This window comes from Streptomyces narbonensis (assembly GCF_014649015.1).
Lineage (GTDB): Bacteria > Actinomycetota > Actinomycetes > Streptomycetales > Streptomycetaceae > Streptomyces > Streptomyces narbonensis.
The window spans coordinates 17,382-41,731 of the sequence record NZ_BMSF01000004.1 but is presented as its reverse complement, the minus strand read 5'-3'; the positions used below and the strand labels follow the sequence as shown (position 1 = coordinate 41,731).

At 70.7% G+C, this 24,350-nt stretch carries 20 protein-coding genes; 17 read left to right on the top strand and 3 right to left on the bottom strand.

Features of this window, described 5'->3' with window-relative positions; all coding sequences use genetic code 11:
- Positions 1-13: 13 nt before the first annotated feature.
- Positions 14-943, bottom strand: a complete 930-nt coding sequence (locus IE124_RS08625) for a C40 family peptidase (protein ID WP_189506513.1) — start codon at positions 941-943, stop codon at positions 14-16.
- A gap of 661 nt (positions 944-1,604) precedes the next feature.
- Here IE124_RS08625 and IE124_RS08620 point away from each other — a divergent pair.
- From IE124_RS08620 to IE124_RS08545, 16 genes are all read left to right on the top strand, one after another.
- Complete coding sequence (locus tag IE124_RS08620; RefSeq protein WP_019888619.1) at positions 1,605-1,964, top strand: NADH-quinone oxidoreductase subunit A; 360 nt, start codon at positions 1,605-1,607, stop codon at positions 1,962-1,964.
- A gap of 17 nt (positions 1,965-1,981) precedes the next feature.
- Positions 1,982-2,536: a NuoB/complex I 20 kDa subunit family protein gene (locus tag IE124_RS08615; protein WP_024756031.1), complete on the top strand. Its 555-nt coding sequence runs from the start codon at positions 1,982-1,984 to the stop codon at positions 2,534-2,536.
- Positions 2,533-3,264, top strand: a complete 732-nt coding sequence (locus IE124_RS08610; RefSeq protein WP_189506511.1) for an NADH-quinone oxidoreductase subunit C — start codon at positions 2,533-2,535, stop codon at positions 3,262-3,264. The genes IE124_RS08615 and IE124_RS08610 overlap by 4 nt, the downstream gene beginning before the upstream one ends.
- The gene (locus IE124_RS08605) at positions 3,261-4,583 is read left to right on the top strand and encodes an NADH-quinone oxidoreductase subunit D (protein WP_189506509.1); all 1,323 of its coding nucleotides are present in this window, start codon (positions 3,261-3,263) and stop codon (positions 4,581-4,583) included. Before IE124_RS08610 ends, IE124_RS08605 begins: the two co-directional genes overlap by 4 nt.
- Entirely contained in the window at positions 4,580-5,320 is a 741-nt protein-coding gene (gene nuoE / locus IE124_RS08600; RefSeq protein WP_189506507.1) for an NADH-quinone oxidoreductase subunit NuoE, read from the top strand. The genes IE124_RS08605 and nuoE overlap by 4 nt, the downstream gene beginning before the upstream one ends.
- Positions 5,320-6,678 (top strand): NADH-quinone oxidoreductase subunit NuoF, encoded by a 1,359-nt coding sequence (gene nuoF, locus IE124_RS08595; protein ID WP_189506506.1) that lies wholly within the window; start codon positions 5,320-5,322, stop codon positions 6,676-6,678. The genes nuoE and nuoF overlap by 1 nt, the downstream gene beginning before the upstream one ends.
- Positions 6,675-9,158 (top strand): NADH-quinone oxidoreductase subunit G, encoded by a 2,484-nt coding sequence (locus tag IE124_RS08590; RefSeq protein WP_189506504.1) that lies wholly within the window; start codon positions 6,675-6,677, stop codon positions 9,156-9,158. The genes nuoF and IE124_RS08590 overlap by 4 nt, the downstream gene beginning before the upstream one ends.
- Positions 9,155-10,516, top strand: a complete 1,362-nt coding sequence (gene nuoH / locus IE124_RS08585; RefSeq protein ID WP_189506501.1) for an NADH-quinone oxidoreductase subunit NuoH — start codon at positions 9,155-9,157, stop codon at positions 10,514-10,516. The genes IE124_RS08590 and nuoH overlap by 4 nt, the downstream gene beginning before the upstream one ends.
- Positions 10,509-11,087 (top strand): NADH-quinone oxidoreductase subunit NuoI, encoded by a 579-nt coding sequence (gene nuoI / locus IE124_RS08580; RefSeq protein ID WP_189506499.1) that lies wholly within the window; start codon positions 10,509-10,511, stop codon positions 11,085-11,087. The genes nuoH and nuoI overlap by 8 nt, the downstream gene beginning before the upstream one ends.
- On the top strand, positions 11,084-11,914 hold the full coding sequence (locus tag IE124_RS08575) for an NADH-quinone oxidoreductase subunit J (RefSeq protein WP_189506497.1): 831 nt from the start codon (positions 11,084-11,086) through the stop codon (positions 11,912-11,914). Before nuoI ends, IE124_RS08575 begins: the two co-directional genes overlap by 4 nt.
- Positions 11,911-12,210, top strand: coding sequence for an NADH-quinone oxidoreductase subunit NuoK (gene nuoK / locus IE124_RS08570; protein ID WP_017239464.1), 300 nt, complete (start codon positions 11,911-11,913; stop codon positions 12,208-12,210). Before IE124_RS08575 ends, nuoK begins: the two co-directional genes overlap by 4 nt.
- Before the next feature lie 11 nt (positions 12,211-12,221).
- Entirely contained in the window at positions 12,222-14,114 is a 1,893-nt protein-coding gene (gene nuoL, locus IE124_RS08565; protein ID WP_189506495.1) for an NADH-quinone oxidoreductase subunit L, read from the top strand.
- A gap of 5 nt (positions 14,115-14,119) precedes the next feature.
- Positions 14,120-15,700 (top strand): NADH-quinone oxidoreductase subunit M, encoded by a 1,581-nt coding sequence (locus IE124_RS08560; RefSeq protein WP_189506493.1) that lies wholly within the window; start codon positions 14,120-14,122, stop codon positions 15,698-15,700.
- Entirely contained in the window at positions 15,697-17,349 is a 1,653-nt protein-coding gene (gene nuoN / locus IE124_RS08555; RefSeq protein ID WP_189506491.1) for an NADH-quinone oxidoreductase subunit NuoN, read from the top strand. Before IE124_RS08560 ends, nuoN begins: the two co-directional genes overlap by 4 nt.
- 203 nt (positions 17,350-17,552) lie before the next feature.
- Positions 17,553-18,491 (top strand): helix-turn-helix transcriptional regulator, encoded by a 939-nt coding sequence (locus IE124_RS08550; RefSeq protein ID WP_189506489.1) that lies wholly within the window; start codon positions 17,553-17,555, stop codon positions 18,489-18,491.
- A 40-nt stretch (positions 18,492-18,531) separates the two neighbouring features.
- The gene (locus tag IE124_RS08545; protein WP_189506487.1) at positions 18,532-19,356 is read left to right on the top strand and encodes a dioxygenase family protein; all 825 of its coding nucleotides are present in this window, start codon (positions 18,532-18,534) and stop codon (positions 19,354-19,356) included.
- A 3-nt stretch (positions 19,357-19,359) separates the two neighbouring features.
- On the opposite strand, the gene fahA is transcribed toward IE124_RS08545, so the two are convergent.
- Positions 19,360-20,586 carry a fumarylacetoacetase gene (gene fahA / locus IE124_RS08540; RefSeq protein WP_189506485.1) on the bottom strand — a complete coding sequence of 409 codons (1,227 nt, stop codon included), beginning with the start codon at positions 20,584-20,586 and terminating at the stop codon, positions 19,360-19,362.
- Between the two features lie 290 nt (positions 20,587-20,876).
- On the opposite strand from fahA, the gene IE124_RS08535 reads away from it, so the two are divergent.
- The gene (locus tag IE124_RS08535) at positions 20,877-22,265 is read left to right on the top strand and encodes an LPXTG cell wall anchor domain-containing protein (protein ID WP_189506483.1); all 1,389 of its coding nucleotides are present in this window, start codon (positions 20,877-20,879) and stop codon (positions 22,263-22,265) included.
- Positions 22,266-22,337: 72 nt separating this feature from the next.
- Here IE124_RS08535 and IE124_RS08530 read toward each other — a convergent pair whose 3' ends face one another.
- Positions 22,338-24,338 carry a CocE/NonD family hydrolase gene (locus tag IE124_RS08530; RefSeq protein ID WP_189506481.1) on the bottom strand — a complete coding sequence of 667 codons (2,001 nt, stop codon included), beginning with the start codon at positions 24,336-24,338 and terminating at the stop codon, positions 22,338-22,340.
- Positions 24,339-24,350 lie beyond the last annotated feature (12 nt).

Below are 24,350 nucleotides of genomic sequence, written 5' to 3'. Positions count from 1 at the left end.
GTCGTGCGGCGGATCAGAGGATCCGGACGGCGCCCGACGGGGTGTCCCAGTCGAGCGAGCGCTCGACGACGCCCGTGGACGGGTTCTGCGCGCCGACGTACTTGCCGCCGCCGACGTAGATGGCGACGTGGTACGAGCCGCTGCGGCTGCCCCAGTACAGGATGTCGCCCGGCTGGAGGTTGCTCAGCGAGACGGAGGTGCCCATGCTCGACTGGCTGCTGGAGATGCGCGGCAGGTCGATGTTGGCCTGGCGGTAGGCGGCCTGGACGAGGCCCGAGCAGTCCCAGGAGTTGGGGCCGGTGCCGCCCATGACGTACGCGTCGCCGATCTGGGCGCGCGCGAAGGCCACGATCGCGGCGGCGGAGCCGGAGGGGGCCTGCGTCTCGTTGCTGCTGCTGCCCGTGGAGGAGCCGCTGTCCGAGGTGCCGGAGGAGCCCGAGCCGGAGGAGCCGGAGTCCGAGACGGTGGAGCTGCTGCCGCTCGTGGAGGCGGTCGAGAGCTGGGTGCGCTCACGGTCGCGGGAGGCGCGCTCCTCGGCCTCCTTGCGCTCCTGCTCGGCCTTCGCCTTGGCCTCGGCCTCGGCGCGGGCCTTCTCGGCGCGCTCGGCCTCGGCCTTGCGGTCCGCCTCGGCCTTGGCCTTCTTGGCTTCCTTCGCGGCCTTCTGCAGGGCCGCGTTCTCCTGGGTCTCCAGGCTCTGGTCGAGGGCCTCCTGCTGGGAGGCCTCGGCCGAGGCGGCGACAGCGCTCGCCAGGCCCGCGGTGTCGAGGGATCCGAGCGTGGGCATTTCGATGGTCTCGGTCACCGGCTCGGCATTCGCCGGACCGGCAGCACCGGCCACCGCGATGGTGCCGAGGACGCCACCGGCAACTCCGGCGCGGAGCGCGAGCTTCGAGGCGCTGCGGCGGGGCTTCCGGTGGCTGGGTATGTGAGCGGAGTGGGACATGGGAACAACCGCTATCAGGGCTTGGCGGTTCCCTTCAAGAAACGTGGGCTGCGCCACAGTTGCCCAGGGAATGGCTGAATCCGGTTCCCTGGCGCCCTTATTGACGCCGTAACGGGCAAATCGGGCACGCCCCATCGCGCCCTTGATCATGTGTTTTCAATAAAACGTCCGAATTGCCCGTCGCTTACCACCTCTTCACCTCTGTGGCCAAGCCCCGCTTTTCCGGGGCCCTTTGATGCGTGACGCAGGTCACACTCCCGCTCGTGAACGCGTGCACGCGTCCACCTCCGTACGCAGGACCCCCCGACCGGGCGACGGCGGCTTGCTTTATCACCCCGATCCATCCCATCGCCAATTTGCCTGTATGGGCCATGGCTTGATAGTGCGCCACCCCCTCCGAGCAGCGACTTCCGGTACGGATGTCACATCTGGTGATCACCTGGGCGCTTCGCGCAACAAGATCACTGCTCATCCGGCTTCATGATCCTTCGTCAGGTGGTGGAGATCACAAACTCCTTGGCGTACCCCGTGTCGCAGATCACAGAGGGGCAGGCATAAGATGCGGGGCAGCCGGGCTTGTGAACTGCCTCACATGGGGGCGATCTTTCACGGTCCGGCCGTGCGATCCAACGGTCAAGGACGACTGGAAGGAGCGAGGAGCGTGAATGCGTACGCGCCCGTCCTCGTGCTCGGTGCCCTGGGTGCGGGGTTTGCGATCTTCTCCGTGGTCATGGCCACGCTTATCGGGCCAAAGCGGTACAACAGGGCAAAGCTTGAGGCGTACGAGTGCGGCATCGAGCCGACACCCACGCCCGCCGGAGGCGGCCGCTTCCCGATCAAGTACTACCTGACGGCGATGCTCTTCATCGTCTTCGACATCGAGATCGTCTTCCTCTACCCCTGGGCCGTCACCTTCGACGCCCTGGGGCTTTTCGGGCTCGTGGAGATGCTGCTCTTCGTGCTCACCGTCTTCGTCGCCTACGCCTACGTGTGGCGACGCGGCGGCCTGGAATGGGACTGAGGGGCTGAGGGGCACCAATGGGACTCGAAGAGAAACTCCCGAGCGGCTTTCTGCTGACGACGGTCGAACAGGCCGCGGGCTGGGTGCGCAAGGCGTCCGTGTTCCCCGCGACCTTCGGCCTCGCCTGCTGCGCCATCGAGATGATGACCACCGGAGCCGGCCGCTACGACCTGGCCCGCTTCGGCATGGAGGTCTTCCGCGGCTCGCCGCGCCAGGCCGACCTCATGATCGTCGCCGGCCGCGTCAGCCAGAAGATGGCGCCGGTCCTGCGGCAGGTCTACGACCAGATGCCCAACCCCAAGTGGGTCATCTCGATGGGCGTCTGCGCCTCCTCGGGCGGCATGTTCAACAACTACGCGATCGTGCAGGGCGTCGACCACATCGTGCCCGTCGACATCTACCTGCCCGGCTGTCCGCCGCGGCCGGAGATGCTCCTCGACGCGATCCTCAAGCTCCACCAGAAGATCCAGACCTCCAAGCTCGGCGTGAACGCCGAGGAGGCGGCCCGGGAGGCGGAGGAAGCGGCGCTGAAGGCGCTGCCGACCATTGAGTTGAAGGGTCTGCTCCGGTGAGCGACGAGACACCCAATCCCGAGAAGGACCTCAGCGCGCAGAACCTGCCGGGACAGCGCGGGGACCACGGCGAGGAGGTACGCCTCCAGCGTGGCATGTTCGGCGCCGACAAGGGCGGCGACACGTCCGGCTACAGCGGCCTCGTCCGCTCGATCCGCCTCCCCGGCCCGGCCACCCGCCCTTACGGCGGCTGGTTCGACGAGGTCGCCGACGAACTCGAAGGCGCCCTGGAGGAGCAGGGACTGCTCCCCGCCAACGCCATCGAGAAGACGGTCGTCGACCGCGACGAGCTCACCTTCCACATCGAGCGCGAGCACCTCGTCCGGGTCGCCCGCACCCTCCGCGACGACCCGGCGCTCCGCTTCGAGCTCTGCACCGGCGTCTGTGGCGTCCACTACCCGGGGGACAAGGGACGCGAGCTGCACGCCGTCTACCACCTGCGCTCGCTCACCCACGGCAGGCTGATCCGCCTGGAGGTCTCGGCGCCCGACGCCGACCCGCGCATCCCGTCCCTCGTCGCCGTCTACCCGACGAACGACTGGCACGAGCGCGAGGCGTACGACTTCTTCGGCATCGTCTTCGACGGCCACCCCGCCCTCACCCGGATCATGATGCCGGACGACTGGCAGGGCCACCCGCAGCGCAAGGACTACCCCCTCGGCGGCATCGCCGTCGAGTACAAGGGCGCCCAGATCCCGGCTCCGGACCAGCGGAGGTCGTACTCGTGAACACCCCGTCCGCCTCCCCCCGGGAGACGACAGAAGGCGCCGTCTACACGGTGACCGGCGGCGACTGGGAAGAGGTCGTCCAGTCCGCCGCCAAGGCCGACGACGAGCGCATCATCGTCAACATGGGCCCGCAGCACCCGTCCACCCACGGCGTGCTCCGGCTCATCCTGGAGATCGACGGCGAGACCGTCACCGAGGCCCGCTGCGGCATCGGCTACCTCCACACCGGCATCGAGAAGAACCTCGAATACCGGACCTGGACGCAGGGCACCACCTTCGTCACGCGCATGGACTACCTCACCTCGTTCTACAACGAGACGGCGTACTGCCTCGGCGTGGAGAAGCTGCTCGGCATCACCGACCAGATCCCGGACCGCGCCAGCGTCATCCGCGTGCTCCTCATGGAGCTCAACCGGCTCTCCTCGCACCTGGTGTGCATCGCCACCGGAGGCATGGAGCTCGGCGCCACCACGATCATGATCTACGGCTTCCGGGACCGCGAGATGATCCTGGACCTCTACGAGCTGATCACCGGCCTGCGCATGAACCACGCGTTCATCCGCCCCGGCGGCCTCGCCCAGGACCTGCCGCCCGGCGCCGTCGACGCCGTCCGCGAGTTCGTGAAGACCATGAAGAAGAACCTGCCGGAATACGACAAGCTCGCCACCGGCAACCCCATCTTCAAGGCCCGCATGCAGGACGTCGGCTACCTCGACCTCACCGGCTGCATGGCCCTCGGCGCCACCGGACCGATCCTCCGGTCCGCCGGCCTCCCGCACGACCTGCGCAAGACCGACCCGTACTGCGGCTACGAGGACTACGAGTTCGACGTCCCGACCGCCGACACCTGCGACTCCTACGGACGCTTCCTCGTCCGCCTGGAGGAGATGCGCCAGTCGCTGCGGATCGTCGAGCAGTGCCTCGACCGGCTCGCGCCCGGCCCGGTCATGGTCGGCGACAAGAAGATCGCCTGGCCCGCGCAGCTGGCGCTCGGGCCCGACGGCCTCGGCAACTCCCTCGACCACATCAAGAAGATCATGGGCACCTCCATGGAGGCCCTGATCCACCACTTCAAGCTGGTCACCGAGGGCTTCCGGGTCCCCCCGGGGCAGGCCTACGCGGCCGTGGAGTCCCCCAAGGGCGAGCTCGGCGTGCACGTCGTCTCCGACGGCGGCACCCGCCCCTTCCGGGTCCACTTCCGCGACCCGTCCTTCACCAACCTCCAGGCCATGGCCGCGATGTGCGAGGGCGGCCAGGTCGCCGACGTCATCGTCGCCGTCGCCTCCATCGACCCCGTGATGGGAGGCGTCGACCGATGACGGAGAACGTCAGCCTGGGGATGCCCCAGCTCCCCGCCCCCGAATACCCGGCCGAGGTCCACGCGCGCCTGGAGCAGGACGCCCGGGAGATCATCGCCCGCTACCCGGACTCGCGCTCCGCGCTCCTGCCGATGCTGCACCTCGTGCAGTCGGAGGAGGGCCACGTGACCCGTACCGGCATGCGGTTCTGCGCCGACCTCCTCGGCCTGACCACCGCCGAGGTCACCGCCGTCGCCACCTTCTACACGATGTACCGGCGCAAGCCCTCCGGCGACTACCAGGTCGGCGTCTGTACGAACACGCTCTGCGCGGTCATGGGCGGCGACGCCATCTTCGAGGAGCTCAAGCAGCACCTCGCCGTCGGCAACAACGAGACGACCGAAGACGGCAAGATCACCCTCGAACACATCGAGTGCAACGCGGCCTGCGACTTCGCACCGGTCGTGATGGTCAACTGGGAGTTCTTCGACAACCAGACCCCGGAGTCCGCCAAGCAGATGGTGGACGACCTGCGGGCCGGACGGACCGTCGAACCCACCCGCGGCGCCCCCCTCTGCACCTTCAAGGAGACCGCCCGCATCCTCGCCGGCTTCCCCGACGAGCGCCCCGGCGCCGTCGAGGCCACCGGCGGCGCGGGCCCCGCCTCCCTCGTAGGACTGCGACTGGCCAAGGGCGAGGCGCCCCACCACCGAATCGTCCACCCGCGCGGTGAGGCAACCCGTCAGGAGGGGGAGTGATGACCTTGGCGGCCGAGATCGACAACAGCAGCCCCGAGAAGCTTCTCGCCCCGGTCCTCTCCGCGTTCTGGGACCAGCCCAACTCCTGGACCCTGGAGACCTACGAGCGGCACGAGGGATACCAGGGCCTCAAGCGGGCCCTCGCGATGAGCCCCGACGACCTCATCGCCTACGTCAAGGAATCCGGCCTCCGCGGCCGCGGCGGCGCCGGCTTCCCCACCGGCATGAAGTGGCAGTTCATCCCGCAGGGCGACGGCAAGCCCCACTACCTCGTCGTCAACGCCGACGAGTCCGAGCCCGGCACCTGCAAGGACATCCCCCTCCTCTTCGCCAACCCGCACTCCCTCATCGAGGGAATGATCATCGCCTGCTACGCGATCCGCTCCGAGCACGCCTTCATCTACCTGCGCGGCGAGGTCGTCCCCGTCCTGCGCCGCCTCCACGAGGCCGTCCGCGAGGCCTACACGGCCGGCTACCTCGGCCGGAACATCCTCGGCAGCGGTCTCAACCTCGAACTCACCGTCCACGCCGGCGCCGGCGCGTACATCTGCGGCGAGGAGACCGCCCTCCTCGACTCGCTCGAAGGGCGCCGCGGCCAGCCCCGGCTGCGCCCGCCCTTCCCCGCGGTCGCCGGTCTGTACGCCTGCCCCACTGTCGTGAACAACGTCGAGTCCATCGCGTCCGTTCCCGCGATCCTCCACCGCGGCAAGGAATGGTTCACCTCGATGGGCAGCGAGAAGTCCCCGGGCTTCACGCTCTACTCGCTCAGCGGGCACGTCGCCTCGCCCGGGCAGTACGAGGCCCCCCTCGGCATCACGCTGCGCCAGCTCCTCGACATGAGCGGCGGCATGCGGCCGGGCCACCGGCTCAAGTTCTGGACCCCCGGCGGCTCCTCCACGCCCATGTTCACCGACGAGCACCTCGACGTGCCCCTCGACTACGAGGGCGTCGGCGCCGCCGGATCCATGCTCGGCACCAAGGCCCTCCAGTGCTTCGACGAGACGACCTGCGTCGTCCGGGCCGTCACCCGCTGGACGGAGTTCTACGCCCACGAGTCCTGCGGCAAGTGCACCCCCTGTCGCGAAGGCACCTACTGGCTCGTCCAGTTGCTCCGCGACATCGAAGCGGGCAAGGGCGAGATGTCCGACCTGGACAAGCTCAACGACATCGCCGACAACATCAACGGCAAGTCCTTCTGCGCCCTCGGTGACGGCGCCGCCTCGCCGATCTTCTCCTCGCTCCGGTACTTCCGCGAGGAGTACGAGCAGCACATCACGGGCAAGGGCTGCCCCTTCGACCCCGCCAGGTCGACCGTCTGGGCCGACCGGCGCGCAGACAACACGGAGGTGAACGCATGACAGTCTCCACGTCTGCCCCCTCCGGGGGCGGCGCGGCGGCGCTCCCGCCCCAGGACCTCGTCACGCTGACCATCGACGGCATCGAGATCTCCGTCCCCAAGGGGACGCTGGTCATCCGCGCCGCCGAACAGCTCGGCATCGAGATCCCGCGCTTCTGCGACCACCCGCTCCTCGACCCCGCAGGCGCCTGCCGCCAGTGCATCGTCGAGGTCGAGGGCCAGCGCAAGCCCATGGCCTCCTGCACCATCACGTGCACCGACGGCATGGTGGTCAAGTCGCAGCTCACCTCACCCGTCGCCGAGAAGGCGCAGCACGGCGTGATGGAGCTGCTGCTCGTCAACCACCCGCTGGACTGCCCGGTCTGCGACAAGGGCGGCGAGTGCCCCCTGCAGAACCAGGCCATGTCCCACGGGCAGGCCGAGTCCCGCTTCGAGGGCGTCAAGCGCACCTACGAGAAGCCGGTCCCGATCTCCACCCAGGTGCTGCTCGACCGCGAGCGCTGCGTCCTGTGCGCCCGCTGCACCCGCTTCTCCAACCAGGTCGCGGGCGACCCGATGATCGAGCTGATCGAGCGCGGCGCGCTCCAGCAGGTCGGCACCGGCGAGGGCGACCCCTTCGAGTCGTACTTCTCCGGCAACACCATCCAGATCTGCCCGGTCGGCGCCCTCACCTCGGCCGCCTACCGCTTCCGCTCCCGCCCCTTCGACCTGGTCTCCTCGCCGTCGGTCTGCGAGCAGTGCGCCGGCGGCTGCGCCACCCGCACCGACCACCGGCGCGGCAAGGTCATGCGGCGGCTCGCCGCCGAGGACCCCGAGGTCAACGAGGAGTGGATCTGCGACAAGGGCCGCTTCGGCTTCCGGTACGCGCAGCAGCGCGACCGGCTCACCACCCCGCTCGTCCGGAACACCGAGACGGGTGAGCTGGAGGCGGCGTCCTGGCCGGAGGCCCTGGAGGCCGCCGCCCGCGGACTCGTCCGCGGCCGCACCGGCGTCCTCGCCGGCGGCCGGCTGACCGTCGAGGACTCCTACGCGTACGCCAAGTTCGCCCGGGTCGCCCTCGACACCAACGACATCGACTTCCGGGCCCGCGTCCACTCCGGCGAGGAGGCCGACTTCCTGGCCTCCGCCGTCGCCGGACGCGGGAAGGACCTGGACGGCAGCGGCGTCACGTACACCTCGCTCGAAGCGGCGCCGGCCGTGCTCCTCGTCGGCCTGGAGGCCGAGGAGGAGGCCCCGGGCGTCTTCCTGCGGCTCCGCAAGGCCTGGCGCAAGCACGGCCAGAAGACCTACGCGGTCGCCGCCTTCGCGACCCGCGGCCTGGAGAAGGCGGGCGGCACGCTGCTGCCGGCCGCGCCCGGCACCGAGACCGAGTGGCTCGACGCCCTCACCTCCCGGCTCAGCCTCGAAGGCGACGGACTCGCCGCCGCCGAGGCCCTCCGCCAGGAAGGCGCCGTCATCGCCGTCGGCGAGCGCCTCGCGGGCGTGCCCGGCGCGCTCACCGCAGCCCTGCGGGCCGCGGCCGCCACCGGCGCCCGGCTCGTCTGGATCCCGCGCCGCTCCGGCGAACGCGGAGCGGTGGAGGCGGGCGCGATCCCGACGCTGCTGCCCGGCGGCCGGCCCGCGACCGACCCGCGCGCGCGGGAGGAGGTCGCCGCCGCCTGGGGCGTCCGCGAACTCCCGCACCGCTACGGCCGCGACACCGGCCAGATCCTGGAGGCCGCGGCCACCGGCGAACTCGGCGCGCTGCTCGTCGCCGGTGTCGACGTCGTCGACCTGCCCGACCCGGCACGCGCGCGTGAGGCCCTCGACGCGGCCTTCGTGGTCTCCCTGGAGCTGCGGCCCGGCGAGGTCACCGACCGCGCCGACGTCGTCCTCCCGGTCGCCGCCGTCGCCGAGAAGCCCGGCACCTTCCTCAACTGGGAGGGCAGGGCACGCCTCTTCGAGGCCGCGCTCAAGCCCGAGCAGATGACCAGGCCGCTCGCCCCGGCCGACGCGCGCGTGCTCCACATGCTCGCCGACGCCATGGACGCCCACCTGGCCCTGCCCGACCTGCGGTCCGCGCGACGGGAGTTGGACCGGCTCGGCCGCTGGACCGAGGAGCGGGCCTCCGAGCCCGCCGAGCCCGGCCGGCCCGCGCCCCGGCCCGGCGACGGCGAGGCCGTCCTCGCCGGACACCGGATGCTCCTCGACCTCGGCCGTCTCCAGGAGGGCGACACCGCCCTCGCCGGCACCCGCCACGCGGCCGTCGCCCGCCTCTCCGCCGCCACCGCCGCCGACACCGGCGTCAAGGACGGCGACACCCTGGAGGTCACCGGCCCGGCCGGCTCGGTCGCCTTCCCGCTCCGGGTCACCGAGATGCCCGACCGGGTGGTCTGGCTCCCGCTGAACTCGGCCGGCGCCGGCGTCCACTCCGACACCGGCGCCCGCCCCGGAGACCTGGTCCGCATCGGCCCGGCCACCCCGACGGAGGTGCAGGCATGAACACCCTCCTCGCCGCCGAAGACCTGTCCATGTTCGGCACGGACCCCTGGTGGCTCGTCCTGATCAAGGCCGTCTTCTGCTTCGCCTTCCTGATGGTCACCGTGCTCTTCTCCATCGTGTGGGAGCGCAAGGTCGTCGCCTGGATGCAGCTGCGCGTCGGCCCCAACCGGCACGGCCCCTGGGGCCTCCTCCAGTCCCTCGCGGACGGCATCAAGCTGATGCTCAAGGAGGACGTGATCGTCAAGAAGGCCGACAAGGTCGTCTACGTCCTCGCCCCGATCATCGCCGCGATCCCGGCCTTCATGGCGATCGCCGTGATCCCCTTCGGGCCCGCGGGCAACGAGGTGTCGATCTTCGGCCACCGCACGGCGATGCAGCTGACCGACCTGCCGATCGCGATGCTGTACGTCCTCGCGGTCGCCTCCGTCGGCATCTACGGCATCGTCCTCGCGGGCTGGTCCTCCGGCTCCACGTACCCGCTCCTCGGCGGCCTGCGCTCCTGCGCCCAGATGATCTCGTACGAGATCGCCATGGGCGCGGCCTTCGCCTCCGTCTTCCTCTACTCCGGGTCGATGTCGACCTCGGCGATCGTCGAGGCGCAGGCGGACCGCTGGTTCGTGATCCTGCTGCCGGTGTCGTTCATCATCTACATCGTCACGATGGTCGGCGAGACCAACCGCGCCCCCTTCGACATGCCGGAGTCCGAGGGCGACCTCGTCGGCGGCTTCAACACCGAGTACTCGTCCATCAAGTTCGCGATGTTCATGCTCGCCGAGTACGTGAACATGGTGACGGTCTCGGCCGTGTCGGTGACGCTCTTCCTGGGCGGCTGGCGGGCCCCGTACCCGGTCTCCACCTTCTGGGAGGGCGCGAACCACGGCTGGTGGCCGATGCTCTGGTTCGTCCTCAAGGTGCAGTTGCTCCTCTTCTTCTTCATCTGGCTCCGCGGCACCCTGCCCCGCGTCCGCTACGACCAGCTGATGAAGCTCGGGTGGAAGGTCCTCATCCCGGTCTCCGTGGTCTGGCTGATGCTCGTCGCCACCGTCCGGGCCCTGCGGAACGAGAACATCGCGTTCAGCAACATCGTCCTGTACGTGGCCGGCGCCGTCCTCGGACTGCTGCTGCTCTCCTTCCTCTTCGACACCTTCCGCGACAGGAAGGCCAAGGCGGAGGCGGCGGCGCCGGAGAAGGCGCGCGCCTTCGACCCGATGGCCGGAGGCTTCCCCGTACCGCCCAAGCCCGGGCAGTCGCTGCCGCCCGTGCCCCGGCGCAGGCCGCGGCAGGACCGGGACCTCGTGGCCAGTGGCGCCCCCGATACAGCTCCTGCGAGTGAGGGAAAGGAGACGGACGGTGTCTGACTTCCAGAATCCGGTGGCCGGCTTCGGCGTGACCTTCAAGGCCATGTTCAAGAAGCGGCTGACCGAGCAGTACCCGGAGCAGCAGAAGACGACGGCGCCCCGCTTCCACGGCCGGCACCAGCTCAACCGTCACCCCGACGGCCTGGAGAAGTGCGTCGGCTGCGAGCTCTGCGCCTGGGCCTGTCCCGCCGACGCGATCTACGTCGAGGGCGCGGACAACACCGACGAGGAGCGCTACTCGCCCGGCGAGCGGTACGGCCGCGTCTACCAGATCAACTACGCCCGCTGCATCCTGTGCGGTCTGTGCATCGAGGCCTGCCCCACGCGCGCGCTGACGATGACCAACGAGTTCGAGCTGGCCGACTCCTCCCGCGAGAACCTGATCTACACCAAGGAGCAGCTGCTCGCGGGTCTGGAGGAGACCATGGTCGACTCTCCGCACGCGATCTTCCCCGGCATGACCGAGCAGGACTACTACCGGGGCCTCGTCACCGAGGCCGCGCCCGGGACCGTCCAGCAGGTCGCCGTCTCCAAGGGTGAGAAGGGCGAGCCGGAGGGGGCGGACTCATGAGCGCGACCCATCTCGCGGCGTACACCACGTCGTCCGGTGAGGCCTTCCAGTTCTGGGTCCTCGGCACGGTCGCCGTCGTCGGCGCCCTCGCCACGATCCTGATGAAGAAGGCCATGCACAGCGCGCTGTCGCTGGCCGGCACGATGATCGTCCTCGCGGTCTTCTACCTCGCCAACGGCGCGTACTTCCTCGGCATCGTCCAGATCGTCGTCTACACCGGCGCGATCATGATGCTCTTCCTCTTCATCGTCATGCTGGTCGGCGTCACGGCCGCGGACTCGCTGAAGGAGACCATCAAGGGCCAGCGCTGGTGGGCCGCGGCCTGCGGGCTCGGCTTCGGCATCCTGCTGGTCGCCGGCATCGGCCAGGCCTCGCTCACCGAGTTCACCGGCCTCGGCGCGGCCAACGCGGCGTACGGCGGAAACGTGGAGGGCCTCGCCGCCCTCATCTTCACCAAGTACGTCTTCGCCTTCGAGATCACCGGCGCGCTCCTCATCACCGCGGCCGTCGGCGCGATGGTGCTCACGCACCGCGAGCGCACCGAGCGGGCCCGCACCCAGCGCGAGCTCTCCGAGCAGCGCGTCCGCCAGGGCACGCACGTGCCGCCGCTGCCCGCGCCCGGTGTCTACGCCCGGCACAACGCCGTGGACGTCGCCGGTCTGCTCCCCGACGGCTCCCCGTCGGAGCTCACCGTCATGCAGACCCTGCGCAAGCGGGGCCAGATCCGGGACGTGTCCGGCGAGGCGATCGCCGACCTCAAGGCCCTGGAGCAGCGCTCCGAGGAGCGGCTCGGCCGGGACCGGGACGAAGAGGAGGCCACCCGGTGAACCCCGTCAACTACCTGTACCTCGCGGCCCTGCTGTTCACCATCGGTGCGGCGGGGGTGCTGATCCGGCGCAACGCGATCGTGGTCTTCATGTGCGTCGAGCTGATGCTCAACGCCTGCAACCTCGCGTTCGTCACCTTCTCCCGCATGCACGGCAACCTCGACGGCCAGATCATCGCGTTCTTCACGATGGTCGTCGCCGCCGCGGAGGTCGTCGTCGGGCTCGCGATCATCGTGTCCGTCTTCCGTGCCCGCCACTCGGCCTCGGTCGACGACGCCAGCCTGATGAAGCTGTGAGGGGCTGACCCGTGGAAAATCTCATTGCGCTGCTCGTCGGGGCACCCCTGCTCGGCGCGGCCGTCCTGCTCTGCGGCGGCCGGCGGCTCGACAAGTCCGGGCACTGGCTCGGCACCCTGCTCGCGGCCGTCTCCTTCGTCATCGGCCTGGCGCTCTTCGCCGACATGCTCGGCAGGAGCGCGGACGACCGAGCGATGTACCAGCGGCTGTACACCTGGATCCCGGTGGAGGGCTTCCAGGCGGACATCGCCTTCCAGCTCGACCAGCTGTCGATGACCTTCGTCCTGCTGATCAGCGGGGTCGGCACGCTCATCCACGTGTACTCCATCGGCTACATGGAGCACGACGAGCGCCGCCGCCGCTTCTTCGGCTACCTCAACCTGTTCGTCGCGGCGATGCTCCTGCTCGTCCTCGCCGACAACTACCTGCTCCTGTACTTCGGCTGGGAGGGCGTCGGCCTCGCCTCGTACCTCCTGATCGGCTTCTGGCAGCACAAGCCCAGCGCGGCCACCGCCGCGAAGAAGGCCTTCATCGTCAACCGCGTCGGTGACATGGGCCTCTCGATCGCCATCATGATCATGTTCACCACCTTCGGGACCTTCACCTTCGGGCCGGTCCTCGCCTCCACCGGTGAGGCGTCCCAGGGCACCCTGACCGCGATCGGCCTGATGCTGCTCCTCGCGGCCTGCGGCAAGTCGGCCCAGGTGCCGCTGCAGTCCTGGCTCGGGGACGCGATGGAGGGCCCGACCCCGGTCTCGGCCCTCATCCACGCGGCCACGATGGTGACCGCCGGCGTCTATCTGATCGTCCGCTCCGCCGACATCTTCAACGCGGCGCCGGACGCGCAGCTCGTCGTCACGATCGTCGGCGCGGTCACGCTCCTCTTCGGTGCGATCGTCGGTTGCGCCAAGGACGACATCAAGAAGGCGCTCGCCGGTTCGACGATGTCGCAGATCGGCTACATGATCCTGGCGGCCGGCCTCGGCCCCATTGGTTACGTCTTCGCGATCATGCACCTGGTGACGCACGGCTTCTTCAAGGCCGGGCTCTTCCTCGGCGCCGGCTCGGTCATGCACGGCATGAACGACGAGGTCGACATGCGGAAGTACGGCGGCCTGCGGAAGTACATGCCGGTCACCTTCGTCACCTTCGGCCTCGGCTACCTCGCGATCATCGGGTTCCCCGGTCTGTCCGGCTTCTTCTCCAAGGACAAGATCATCGAGGCGGCCTTCGCGAAGGGCGGCACCGAGGGATGGATCCTCGGCGCGGTCACCCTGCTCGGCGCGGCCATCACCGCGTACTACATGACCCGCGTGATGCTCATGACCTTCTTCGGCGAGAAGCGCTGGGAGAACGACCCGGACGGCAACCCGCCGCACCCGCACGAGTCGCCGAAGTCCATGACGATCCCGATGATCCTGCTGGCCGTCGGCTCCGTCGCCGCAGGTGCCTACTTCGAGTTCGCCGGCTTCGTCGAGTGGCTGGAGCCGGTCACCGGCTTCGCCCACGGCCACTCGCCTCTCAGCGCCGCCACCGTCACCGCCGCCACCGTCGCCGTCATGGTGATCGGCGTCGGGCTCGCCTACCTCCAGTACGGCCGCAGGCCCGTCCCGGTGGTCGCCCCGCGCGGCTCGCTCCTCACCCGGGCGGCCCGCCGTGACCTGCTCCAGGACGACTTCAACCACGCCGTCTTCGTCACCGGCGGGACGCACGTGACCCGCTCCCTGGTCTACGTCGACCACACCCTGGTCGACGGCGTCGTCAACGGCACCGCGGCCGCCGTCGGTGGCCTCTCCGGCCGGCTGCGCAAGCTCCAGAACGGCTACGCCCGCACATACGCGGTCTCCATGTTCGGAGGTACTGCGGTGCTGATCGCCGCGACCCTGCTGATGAGGGCGGTGTAACTCACATGTCTTTCCCGCTCCTTACGTTGACGGCAGCGGTGCCGGCGGCCGGTGCGATCCTCACCGCCGCCGTCCCCGCCGCCCGCCGCACCGCCGCCAAATGGCTGGCGCTGCTCGTCTCGCTCGCCACGCTGGTGCTCGCCGCCGTCGTCTTCGTACGGTTCGAGCCCGGCGGCGAGCGGTACCAGCTGACCGAATCGCACGCCTGGATCAAGGACTTCGGCGTCCGGTACGAACTCGGGGTCGACGGCATCGGGGTGGCGCTCATCGCGCTCACCGCGCTGCTGATCCCCTTCGTCATCCTGGCGGGCTGGCACGACGCCGACCCCCTGGAGACGAAGTCGTCCCGCTGGCGCCCGACCCAGGGCTTCTTCGCGCTGATCCTCATGGTCGAGGCGATGGTGATCCTCTCCTTCGAGGCCACCGACGTCTTCCTCTTCTACGTCCTCTTCGAGGCCATGCTCATCCCGATGTACTTCCTCATCGGCGGCTTCGGCGACCGGGCGCACTCGGGCTCCGACGAGAACGCGGCGGCCCAGCGCTCGTACGCGGCGGTCAAGTTCCTGCTCTACAACCTGGTCGGCGGCCTCATCATGCTGGCCGCCGTCATCGGGCTCTACGTGGTCGCGGGGAACTTCTCGCTCACGGAGATCGCCGAGGCGCGGGCCAACGGCACGCTGGAGATGGCGACCAACACCGAGCGGCTGCTCTTCCTCGGCTTCTTCTTCGCCTTCGCGGTGAAGGCGCCGCTCTGGCCGCTGCACACCTGGCTGCCGAACGCGATGGGGGAGGCGACCGCCCCGGTCGCCGTCCTGATCACCGCGGTCGTCGACAAGGTCGGCACCTTCGCGATGCTCCGCTTCTGCCTGGGGCTCTTCCCGGAGGCCTCGAAGTGGGCCACTCCGGCGATCATCGTCCTCGCGCTCATCAGCATCGTGTACGGGGCGCTGCTCGCCGTCGGCCAGCGGGACATCAAGCGGCTGGTCGCCTACGCGTCGATCTCGCACTTCGGCTTCATCATCCTGGGCATCTTCGCGATGACCACCCAGGGCCAGTCCGGTGCCACGCTCTACATGGTCAACCACGGCATCTCGACGGCCGCGCTGATGCTCGTCGCCGGATTCCTGATCTCCCGGCGCGGCTCGCGGCTCATCGCCGACTACGGCGGTGTGCAGAAGGTCGCCCCGGTGCTCGCCGGCACCTTCCTCATCGGCGGCCTCGCGACCCTGTCGCTGCCCGGACTCGCGCCGTTCGTCAGCGAGTTCCTGGTCCTGGTCGGGACCTACGCCCGGTACCCGGTGGCCGGGATCATCGCCACCACCGGCATCGTCCTCGCCGCGCTCTACGTCCTCGTCCTGTACCAGCGGACGATGACCGGGCCGGTGAAGGAGGAGGTGCGGGAGCTGCCCGACCTGCGGGTGCGTGAACTCGCGGTGGTCGTCCCGCTGATCGCCGTCCTGATCTTCCTCGGCGTCTTCCCGAAGCCGCTGACGGACGTCGTCAACCCGGCGGTGCAGCACACCATGTCCGACGTCCAGCAGAAGGACCCCCAGCCCACCGTGCCCAACGTGGAGGCCGCCCAGTGAGTACAACGGCTGTCCACAGCCTGTGGACGACGGCGGCGGTCGAGCCGCTGAACAAGATCCCGGCCCCCCACATCGAGTACACGCAGCTCTCGCCCGTGCTCATCGTGGTCGGCGCCGCGATCGTCAGCGTCCTCCTTGAGGCCTTCGTGCCCCGCAAGGGCCGGTACGTGGCCCAGGTGTTCCTCTCCGTCCTGGCCCTCGCCGCGGCCTTCGCCGCCGTCGTCGCCCTGGCGGCCGGCGGCTACGGCACCACCAAGGCCCAGATCGCGGCCATGGGTGCCATCGCCGTCGACGGACCCGCCCTGTTCCTCCAGGGCACGATTCTCCTCGCCTCGATCGTCGCGATCTTCACCTTCGCCGAGCGCAGGCTCGACCCGGCCGACCACGGCCACAAGGTCGACTCCTTCGCCGCCGAGGCCGCGGCCGTCCCCGGCAGCGAGCAGGAGAAGGCGGCCGTCAAGGCCGGCTTCACGACCACCGAGGTCTTCCCGCTCGCGCTCTTCGCGATCGCCGGCATGCTGGTCTTCCCCGCGGCCAACGACCTCCTGACGCTCTTCGTCGCCCTGGAGGTCTTCTCCCTCCCGCTGTACCTGCTCTGCGCCGTCGCCCGCCGCAAGCGGCTGATGTCGCAGGAGGCGGCCGTCAAGTACTTCCTGCTCGGCGCCTTCTCCTCGGCGTTCCTGCTCTTCGGGATCGCCCTGCTCTACGGCTACGCGGGCTCCGTCTCGTACGCGACGATCGCCCGGGTCGTCGACGGCGCAGTCGTCTCCGTGAACCCGGCGCTCGCCGACACCATGGGCAACGACGTCCTGCTGCTCATCGGCTTCGCCATGGTCCTCACGGGGCTCCTCTTCAAGGTCGGCGCCGTGCCGTTCCACATGTGGACCCCGGACGTCTACCAGGGCGCCCCGACCCCGGTCACCGGCTTCATGGCCGCCGCGACGAAGGTCGCCGCGTTCGGTGCGCTGCTGCGTCTGCTGTACGTGGTGCTGCCGGGCCTCACCTGGGACTGGCGGCCGGTCATGTGGGGCGTCGCGATCGCCACGATGCTGGGCGGTGCGATCGTCGCCATCACCCAGACCGACATCAAGCGGCTCCTGGCCTACTCGTCCATCGCACACGCCGGGTTCCTGCTGGCCGGTGTCATCGCCGCCACCCCCGACGGCATCTCGTCCGTCCTCTTCTACCTGGGGGCGTACTCCTTCGTGACGATCGGCGCGTTCGCCGTCGTCACGCTCGTCAGGGACGCGGGCGGCGAGGCCACCCACCTGTCCAAGTGGGCGGGTCTCGGCCGTCGTTCGCCGCTCGTCGCGGCGGTCTTCGCGGTCTTCCTGCTCGCCTTCGCCGGCATTCCGCTGACCTCCGGCTTCTCCGGCAAGTTCGCGGTCTTCAAGGCGGCGGCGGACGGCGGCGCGGGCGCGCTCGTCGTGGTCGGTGTGCTCTCCTCGGCGATCGCCGCGTTCTTCTACATCCGGGTGATCGTGCTGATGTTCTTCAGCGAGCCGAAGGCGGACGGCCCGACGGTCGCCGTGCCCTCGGCCCTGACGACGCTCACCATCACGGCGGGTGTGGTGGTCACGCTGGTGCTCGGCGTCGCGCCGCAGTACTTCCTGGACCTGGCGAACCAGGCGAGCGTGTTCGTGCGGTAGCCCGTACGCGGTCCGTACGGGGAGGGGCCCGGCTCGTGGCGAGCCGGGCCCCTTCTGCGTGCCTGCGGGTGCGGGGGGCCTTCGGCGGCATCGGCCGCCCGGCCGGGGATGCCGCACGCGGGGGTGACCCATGGGACGTGCCCGTGCCATCGTGGAGACCGCCCCGAATGGTCTGTACCAGCCGTCGAGAGGGAAGCGGCCCGATGCGTGGCTCGACCGTCTTACCAGGGACTCCCTGCGCCGCCCCGCGCGCGGGCGAGCCGCCCGTCCACCGGCTGGAACTGCGCCTGCCCGACGACGTGCCCTTCGCCGCCGGAAGCTTCGACGCCCTCGGCCCCATGTCCCGGGCCGCCTTCCCGCACCGCCACACCTTCTACGAGATCGTCCACGTCACCGCCGGGACCGGCGCCCACGTCGTCGACCTGGCCCGATGGGAGCTGCGCCCGCCCCACCTGGCCGTGATCGTGCCCGGACAGGTGCACCGCTGGGAGGACGCCCGCGGCCTGGACGGCACCGTCGTCCTCTTCACCGAGGACTTCCTCCTCGACCACCCCGGCGACCGGGAGCTGCTGCGCCGCCTCGGCGAGCGCCCCTGGCTCACCCTCGACGGGCCCACGCACGCCCGTACCGCCCGCCTGATGGCCGAACTCGCCGAGGAGTACGGGCACGGCGACCCCGGCTTCGCGACGGTCCTGCGGTCCCTGCTGCGCGTCCTCCTCGTCCGCACGGCGCGACTGCCGGGACCGGGGCCCGACGCCGGGGCCGGGGCGCCGGGGGGCCGGACGGGGGCCGTCGCCGAGGAGTTCGCCCGGCTGATCGCCCGTACCGGCGAGGACCACCGGTCCGTGCGGGAGTGCGCCGAGCTGATCGGGGTCACGCCCGGCCACCTCACCGCGGCCGTCCGGGCCGCCACCGGCCGGACCCCGGGCGTGCTGCTCCGCGAGGCACGCACGCGCGAGGCCCAACGCCTGCTGCTCGGGACGGACCTGTCGATCCATCAGGTCGCCCGGCGGGCCGGCTTCGACGACCCCGCCTACTTCTGCCGCTTCTTCCGCCGCGAGACCGGCCGCAGCCCGGGGGACTTCCGAAAACACCACGACGGCCGTGTTCCGTCCCTCGAAGGCGGCGGCGCACGCGCCTAGGTTCGTAGCGACCCAAGCCCCCCCCGCACGAGGAGCAGGCATGGACCACGAAACCAGTACCGGCCACGTCACCCGCAAGGCGGTGCTGCGTGCCGCGCTCGCCGCCGGCATGGCGGCGCCCGCGGTGCTCATGGGCGTCCCGGCGCTCGCCCGGACCCTCACCGCCGGCGAGGCGGCGCCCGCGCTCACCCCGGAGTGCGACGACGGCGACGACCCGACCCCGCCGCAGACCGAAGGCCCCTACTTCAAGCCCAACTCGCCCCTGCGCACGAGCCTGTTGGAGTCCGGCACGGTCGGCGTGCGACTCACCGTCAGCGGCTACGTCTTCGGGCTCGCCTGCCGGCCGATAGCCGGCGTCCTGCTGGACTTCTGGCAGGCCGACACCAACGGCGCCTACGACAACACCGGCTTCCGCTTCCGCGGGCACCAGTTCACCGACGCCCAGGGCGCCTTCAAGCTCACCACGATCGTGCCCGGCCTCTACCCCGGCCGCACCCGGCACATCCACGTCAAGCTCCAGGCCCCCGGCCGCCCGGTGCTCACCACCCAGCTGTACTTCCCGAACGAGCCCCGCAACAACACCGACACGATCTTCGACCCGCGGCTGCTGATGACCGTGCGGGACACGGGCGGGGTCCGGGAGGCCGCCTTCGACTTCGTCCTGAACGTGCCGCAGACCCCCGGTCCGACCCCGACGGCCACCGCGACGACCCAGCCGCCCGGCGGCAGCTGGGCCGCCGGGACCGCCTACCGGGCGGGGGACACCGCCACGTACGGCGGCCCGGGCTACGTGTGCCTCCAGGCGCACACGGCCCAGGCCGGCTGGGAGCCGCCGAACGTCCCCGCCCTCTGGCGGCTCCGCTGAGACCTACGCGGAAGGAACGATCCGGCCCCGGACCTCGCCGAGACCCACCCGTGTGCCGTCCGGGCCCGGCGCCCAGGCCGTGAGCACGACCTCGTCGCCGTCCTCCAGGAACGTCCGCTTGCCACCGGCCAGTTCGATCGCGTCGCGGCCGTTCCAGGTGAGCTCCAGGAGCGAGCCGCGCTGGCCCACCTCGGGCCCGGAGACCGTCCCGGAGCCGTACAGGTCACCCGTGCGCAGCGAGGCGCCGTTCACCGTCATGTGGGCGAGCTGCTGGGCCGCCGTCCAGTACATGGTGGAGAACGGCGGCTCGGCCACGGCCTCGCCGTTGATCTCCACCGTGATCCGCACGTCGAAGCCGCCCGGCTCCTCCGCGGCCGCGTCGTCCAGGTACGGGAGCAGCGGGAAGTCCCGGGCCGGCGGGGCCGTCCGGGCGGCGTCCAGCGCCTCCAGGGGTGTCACCCAGGCCGAGACCGAGGTCTGGAACGACTTGCCGAGGAACGGGCCGAGTGGCACGTACTCCCAGGCCTGGATGTCCCGCGCCGACCAGTCGTTCAGCAGGGTCAGACCGAAGACGTGCTCCTGGAAGTCGCCGAGCGCGACCGGCCGGCCGAGCTCCGACGGGGTGCCGACGAGGAAGCCGACCTCCGCCTCGATGTCCAGCTTCACGGAGGGCCCGAAGACCGGGGCCGCGTCCGTCGGCGCCTTGCGCTGCCCGGAGGGGCGGACGACATCGGTGCCGGAGACCACGACCGTGCCCGCGCGGCCGTGGTAACCGATCGGCAGGTGCTTCCAGTTGGGGGTGAGGGCGTCGCCGTCGGGGCGGAACATCCGGCCCACGTTCGTCGCGTGGTGCTCGCTCGCGTAGAAGTCGACGTAGTCCGCGACCTCGTACGGCAGGTGCAGCGTCACCGCGTCCAGCGAGTGCAGCAGCGGCTCGATGTCCGCGCGGTGCGCGGGCACCGTCACCCAGGCCGTGAGCGCCCGGCGCACGTCGCGCCAGGCGGTCCGCCCGGCCGCGAGCAGCGGGTTCAGGCTCGGCTGGGCGAGCAGCGTCGCGTAGGGCGAGCCGAGCGCGTGCGCGGCGGCGCCCGCGTCCAGCACGTACCCGCCGATCCGGACGCCGAGCCGGCGCCGCTCGGGCTCGTCGGCGGCGGTGAAGACGCCGTACGGGAGGTTGTGCGGGCCGAAGGGATCGCCCTCGGCCAGGTCGAGCGGGCTGTGCTCGGACATCTGTGCGTGCCTCGCTTTCCACGTGTGTGGGGGACACGTTACGGGGCGGGCCGCCGGGCGCTGATGACATGGATCACACAGAAAGTGCGGCCTCCGTGGGCAACTGTCCGTATTTACGCGGTATGTGGCCGAGATTGGTTGGAGCACCCCTCCCCAACTGCGGAAACAGGGCTCCCGGGGAGGCCCCCCGAGCCATACGATCGCGATGGCGTCGCGCCGCGTGAAGTCCCCGCGGAGGCACGCCCTCACGCTCTCTTTCGCCATCCCTGACCAGGAAAAAGGTCCGCACTGTGAAGATTCGCCGCATCCTCGCGACCGCCGTGGCCGCCGCCGTGACCACCCCGGTCGTGTTCCTGTCCGCCGCGCCCGCGTTCGCCGACACCAAGCCGACGCCCGCCTCGACGCAGAAGCCCGCCTCGGACGAGGACCCGGACGGGGATGACTTCGCCGAGTACGAGAAGCTCATCGCCGCAGTCGCCGCGGCGGAGGCCAAGCTGGACGACCTCAAGGCCCAGCGCAAGGCGGCCGTGCAGGACATCAGGGACAACAAGATCGACGAGGCCCTGAAGACCGAGCTGGCCGCGGCCACGGCCGCCGCCGAGGCCGCCAAGACCGCGAAGGCCACCGCCGACGCGGCGCTCGTCACCGCCGAGGCGGACCTGGCGAAGCTGAAGGAGACCGGCAGCACCGCCACCCCGGAGGAGATCGCTGCGGCCGAGCTGGCCGTCACCACCGCGAAGACCGCAGCCGAGGCCGCCGCCGCCACCAAGACCGCCGCCGACCTCCGTCTGAAGGACGCGGACACCGCCTACGACGACGCGCATGTCGCCCTCACGCGGAAGGTGGGCCGCATCGATGCCCAGATCGTGGTGGCCGAACAGGATCTCGCCGACGCCGAGGAAGCCCTGGAGGACTTCGAGGACGGCATGATCTGCGATGAGGAGGACATGGAGAAGGACCCCTCCCTCAAGGTCGCGCTGACCGGTCCCAAGACGATCACCGCGGGCACCAGCGCCGTCTTCTCGCTGCGCGTCACCAACACCTCCGACCAGACCCTGGAGGACGTCCAGGCCTACGCCAACGCCCTCCACCTGCCGGAGCCCGGTGAGCTCATCGACGAGGAGACGGACTGGGAGAGCCGCCTCATCCAGGTCGAGTGGTCCTCCGCCGACAACCTGGAGTGGACGGAGTTCTCCGAGAAGTTCGACTCCATCGAGCTCGGCAAGCTGGTCAAGGGCGGCTCCGCCGACGTGAAGCTGCGGCTCACGGTCGAAGCGGACGCCCCCGTCGGAGAGGGCATGGTCTTCGCGGGCAGCGCGCACGAGACCGGCGAGGACGACGCCTGCGGCGGGGCCGAGGACTTCGCGACCGCCGAGTTCGACATCCTCGCGGCTGAGGACGGCAAGCCGACTCCGAAGCCCACCTCGGCGACGGAGTCCCCGGAGCCCACCCCGTCGACGACGACCGCCACCCCCGCGCCGACCGCCACCGCCTCCACGGGCAACGGCAACACCACCCAGCAGGGCGGCTCGTCGAACACCCCCGTGAACAACGGCGCCCTCGCCGCCACCGGTGCGAACGACACCCTGCCGCTGGGTCTCGCCGCCGCGGGCGCCGTCGCCCTCGGCGCCGGCGCGCTGGTCTTCGCCCGCCGCCGCAAGGCCGGCACGAACGCGTAAGGCAGTGAGGAAGGCGCCCGTTCCCCCGTCGGGGTGCGGGCGCCTTCGCATGGCGCCTTCGCACGTCCGTCCTCAGCCGGCCGTGCGCGGGATCCGCTCTTCCCAGGTGCGGTGGAAGACGACCTCGCCGCTCTCCTTGCACACCACCTCGTTGACGGTGAGGAAGGCGTCCGCGTCGCAGGAGATCTCCGAGCGCGTGTCGACCGTGACGTCCCAGGCCGTCTCGGGCCGGTGCAGCCGGATCGCCCACTCCGAGCGGGTCCGCGCGGACAGCGGGTCGCCCTCGTCGATCGTGTACGTCTCCACGGCGTCCTCGGTGAACTCCAGGCCGTCCGGGTACACGCGCGTGCCGCCGTACTTCGGGTCGACCTCCAGCCTCCACTCGCCCTTCGCCACGTCCCGCACCACGACCCGCTCCGGGCGCGGCTCCTCCAGGGTGCGCGGATAGGCGACGCCCAGCGGCTCGGACTGCTCCGGCTCCGCCCACTCGACGGCGTCCTCCGTGTGGCGGCGCACCGGCAGGGTGAGGGAGGAGCCCACCGGGTCGAGCGTGAAGCCCTTCGCGTCCGGCTGCGGCCAGATCCACGGCCAGTACGTGGAGGAGACCGCGAGCCGCACCCGGTGGCCGGGCGGGAAGGTGTGCCCGATGCCGTTCAGCTCGAAGTCGAAGCTCTCCGCCTCGCCGACCTGCGCCTCCACGGCCCGGTCGCGCCCGTAGCGGGCGGAGAAGTTGAGCGCGCCGCGCGTGACGAGCGTGGAGGAGCCGTCGGGGGCGATGTCGCAGAGCCGGGCGACGACCTGGCCGGTGGGGGCGCCGGCGCGCAGCGAGAGGCTCACGGCCGGGCGGCCGAGGATCTCGATGGGGCTGCCGTCCTCGGGGACGGGGAAGTCGAAGCAGGCCGAGTGGGCGTCCTCCTCGCGCTGGTCGGGCGGGAGGTCGGCGTCGTTGCCGAAGGGGAAGAACCGGCCGGCGTCGATGCCGGTCTGCTGGGGCGAGTCGACCACGACGGGGGAGCCCTGGAAGGCGTACGTGACGGGGGTGACGTTCGGGGAGGGCCAGGCAGGGTCGGTGACCCAGCGGCCCGGCAGCTCCTCGTAGACGGTGGCCGGCGGGTGCGAGTCGCTGATCCAGGAGCGCAGCAGCGGCTCGGCCATCACGTCGTTCTCGGCGCCCTTGAGGTGGTGGTCCCACCAGCGCAGGGTCTCCTGGAGGAAACCGATGGCGGGGCCGGGGGGCAGGCCGCGGTCCGGGTACTGGTGGGACCAGGGGCCGATGATGCCGCGCACCCGGTCCTGGGGGAGGTGCTGGACGAGCCGCAGGACGGTGTCCCGGTAGGGGTCGTGCCAGCCGCCGACGGCGAGGACGGCGGCCCCGACGGCGGAGTAGTCCTCGCAGACGCTGCCGTGCTTCCAGTAGGCGTCGCGGGTCTGGTGGGCGAGCCAGGTGTGGATGAGCGGGTCCACGGCCTCCAGGCGCTCCAGCCACATCGCGCGCCACTGCTCGCCCGCGTACCGCGGGTCGGGCGGGCGGCAGACGAAGGCGAGCATGGTGGCGGCCCAGGCGTGCATGTCGACGCCGAGGACCGAGCCGCCCATGTAGTGGACGTCGTTGTCGTACCGGTCGTCGGTGGAGCAGACGGTGACGACCGCCTTCAGGGGTTCGGGGGCGAGGGCGGCGATCTGGAGCGCGTTGAAGCCGCCCCAGGAGATGCCGAACATGCCGACCTTCCCCGAGCACCAGGGCTGTTCGGCGAGCCAGTTCACGACGGCCACGCCGTCGGCGAGCTCGACGGCGTCGTACTCGTCGCCGGGGAGGCCCTCGCTGTTGCCGTGGCCGCGGACGTCGACCCGTACGGAGGCGTAGCCGTGTCCCGCGTACCAGGGGTGGCGCTGCCAGTCGCGCGGCGCGGTCCAGTCGGTGAGGCGGTACGGCAGGTACTCCAGGAGGGCCGGTACGGGCTCCTCGGTGACCGGGCGCCAGATCCGGGCGTACAGCCTCGTGCCGTCCGGCAGCGGGATGCGGACGTCCTCGTGGCGGGTCTCGTACGGGAAGTCGGTGCGGATCTTCGGCATGAGCTCACCTCG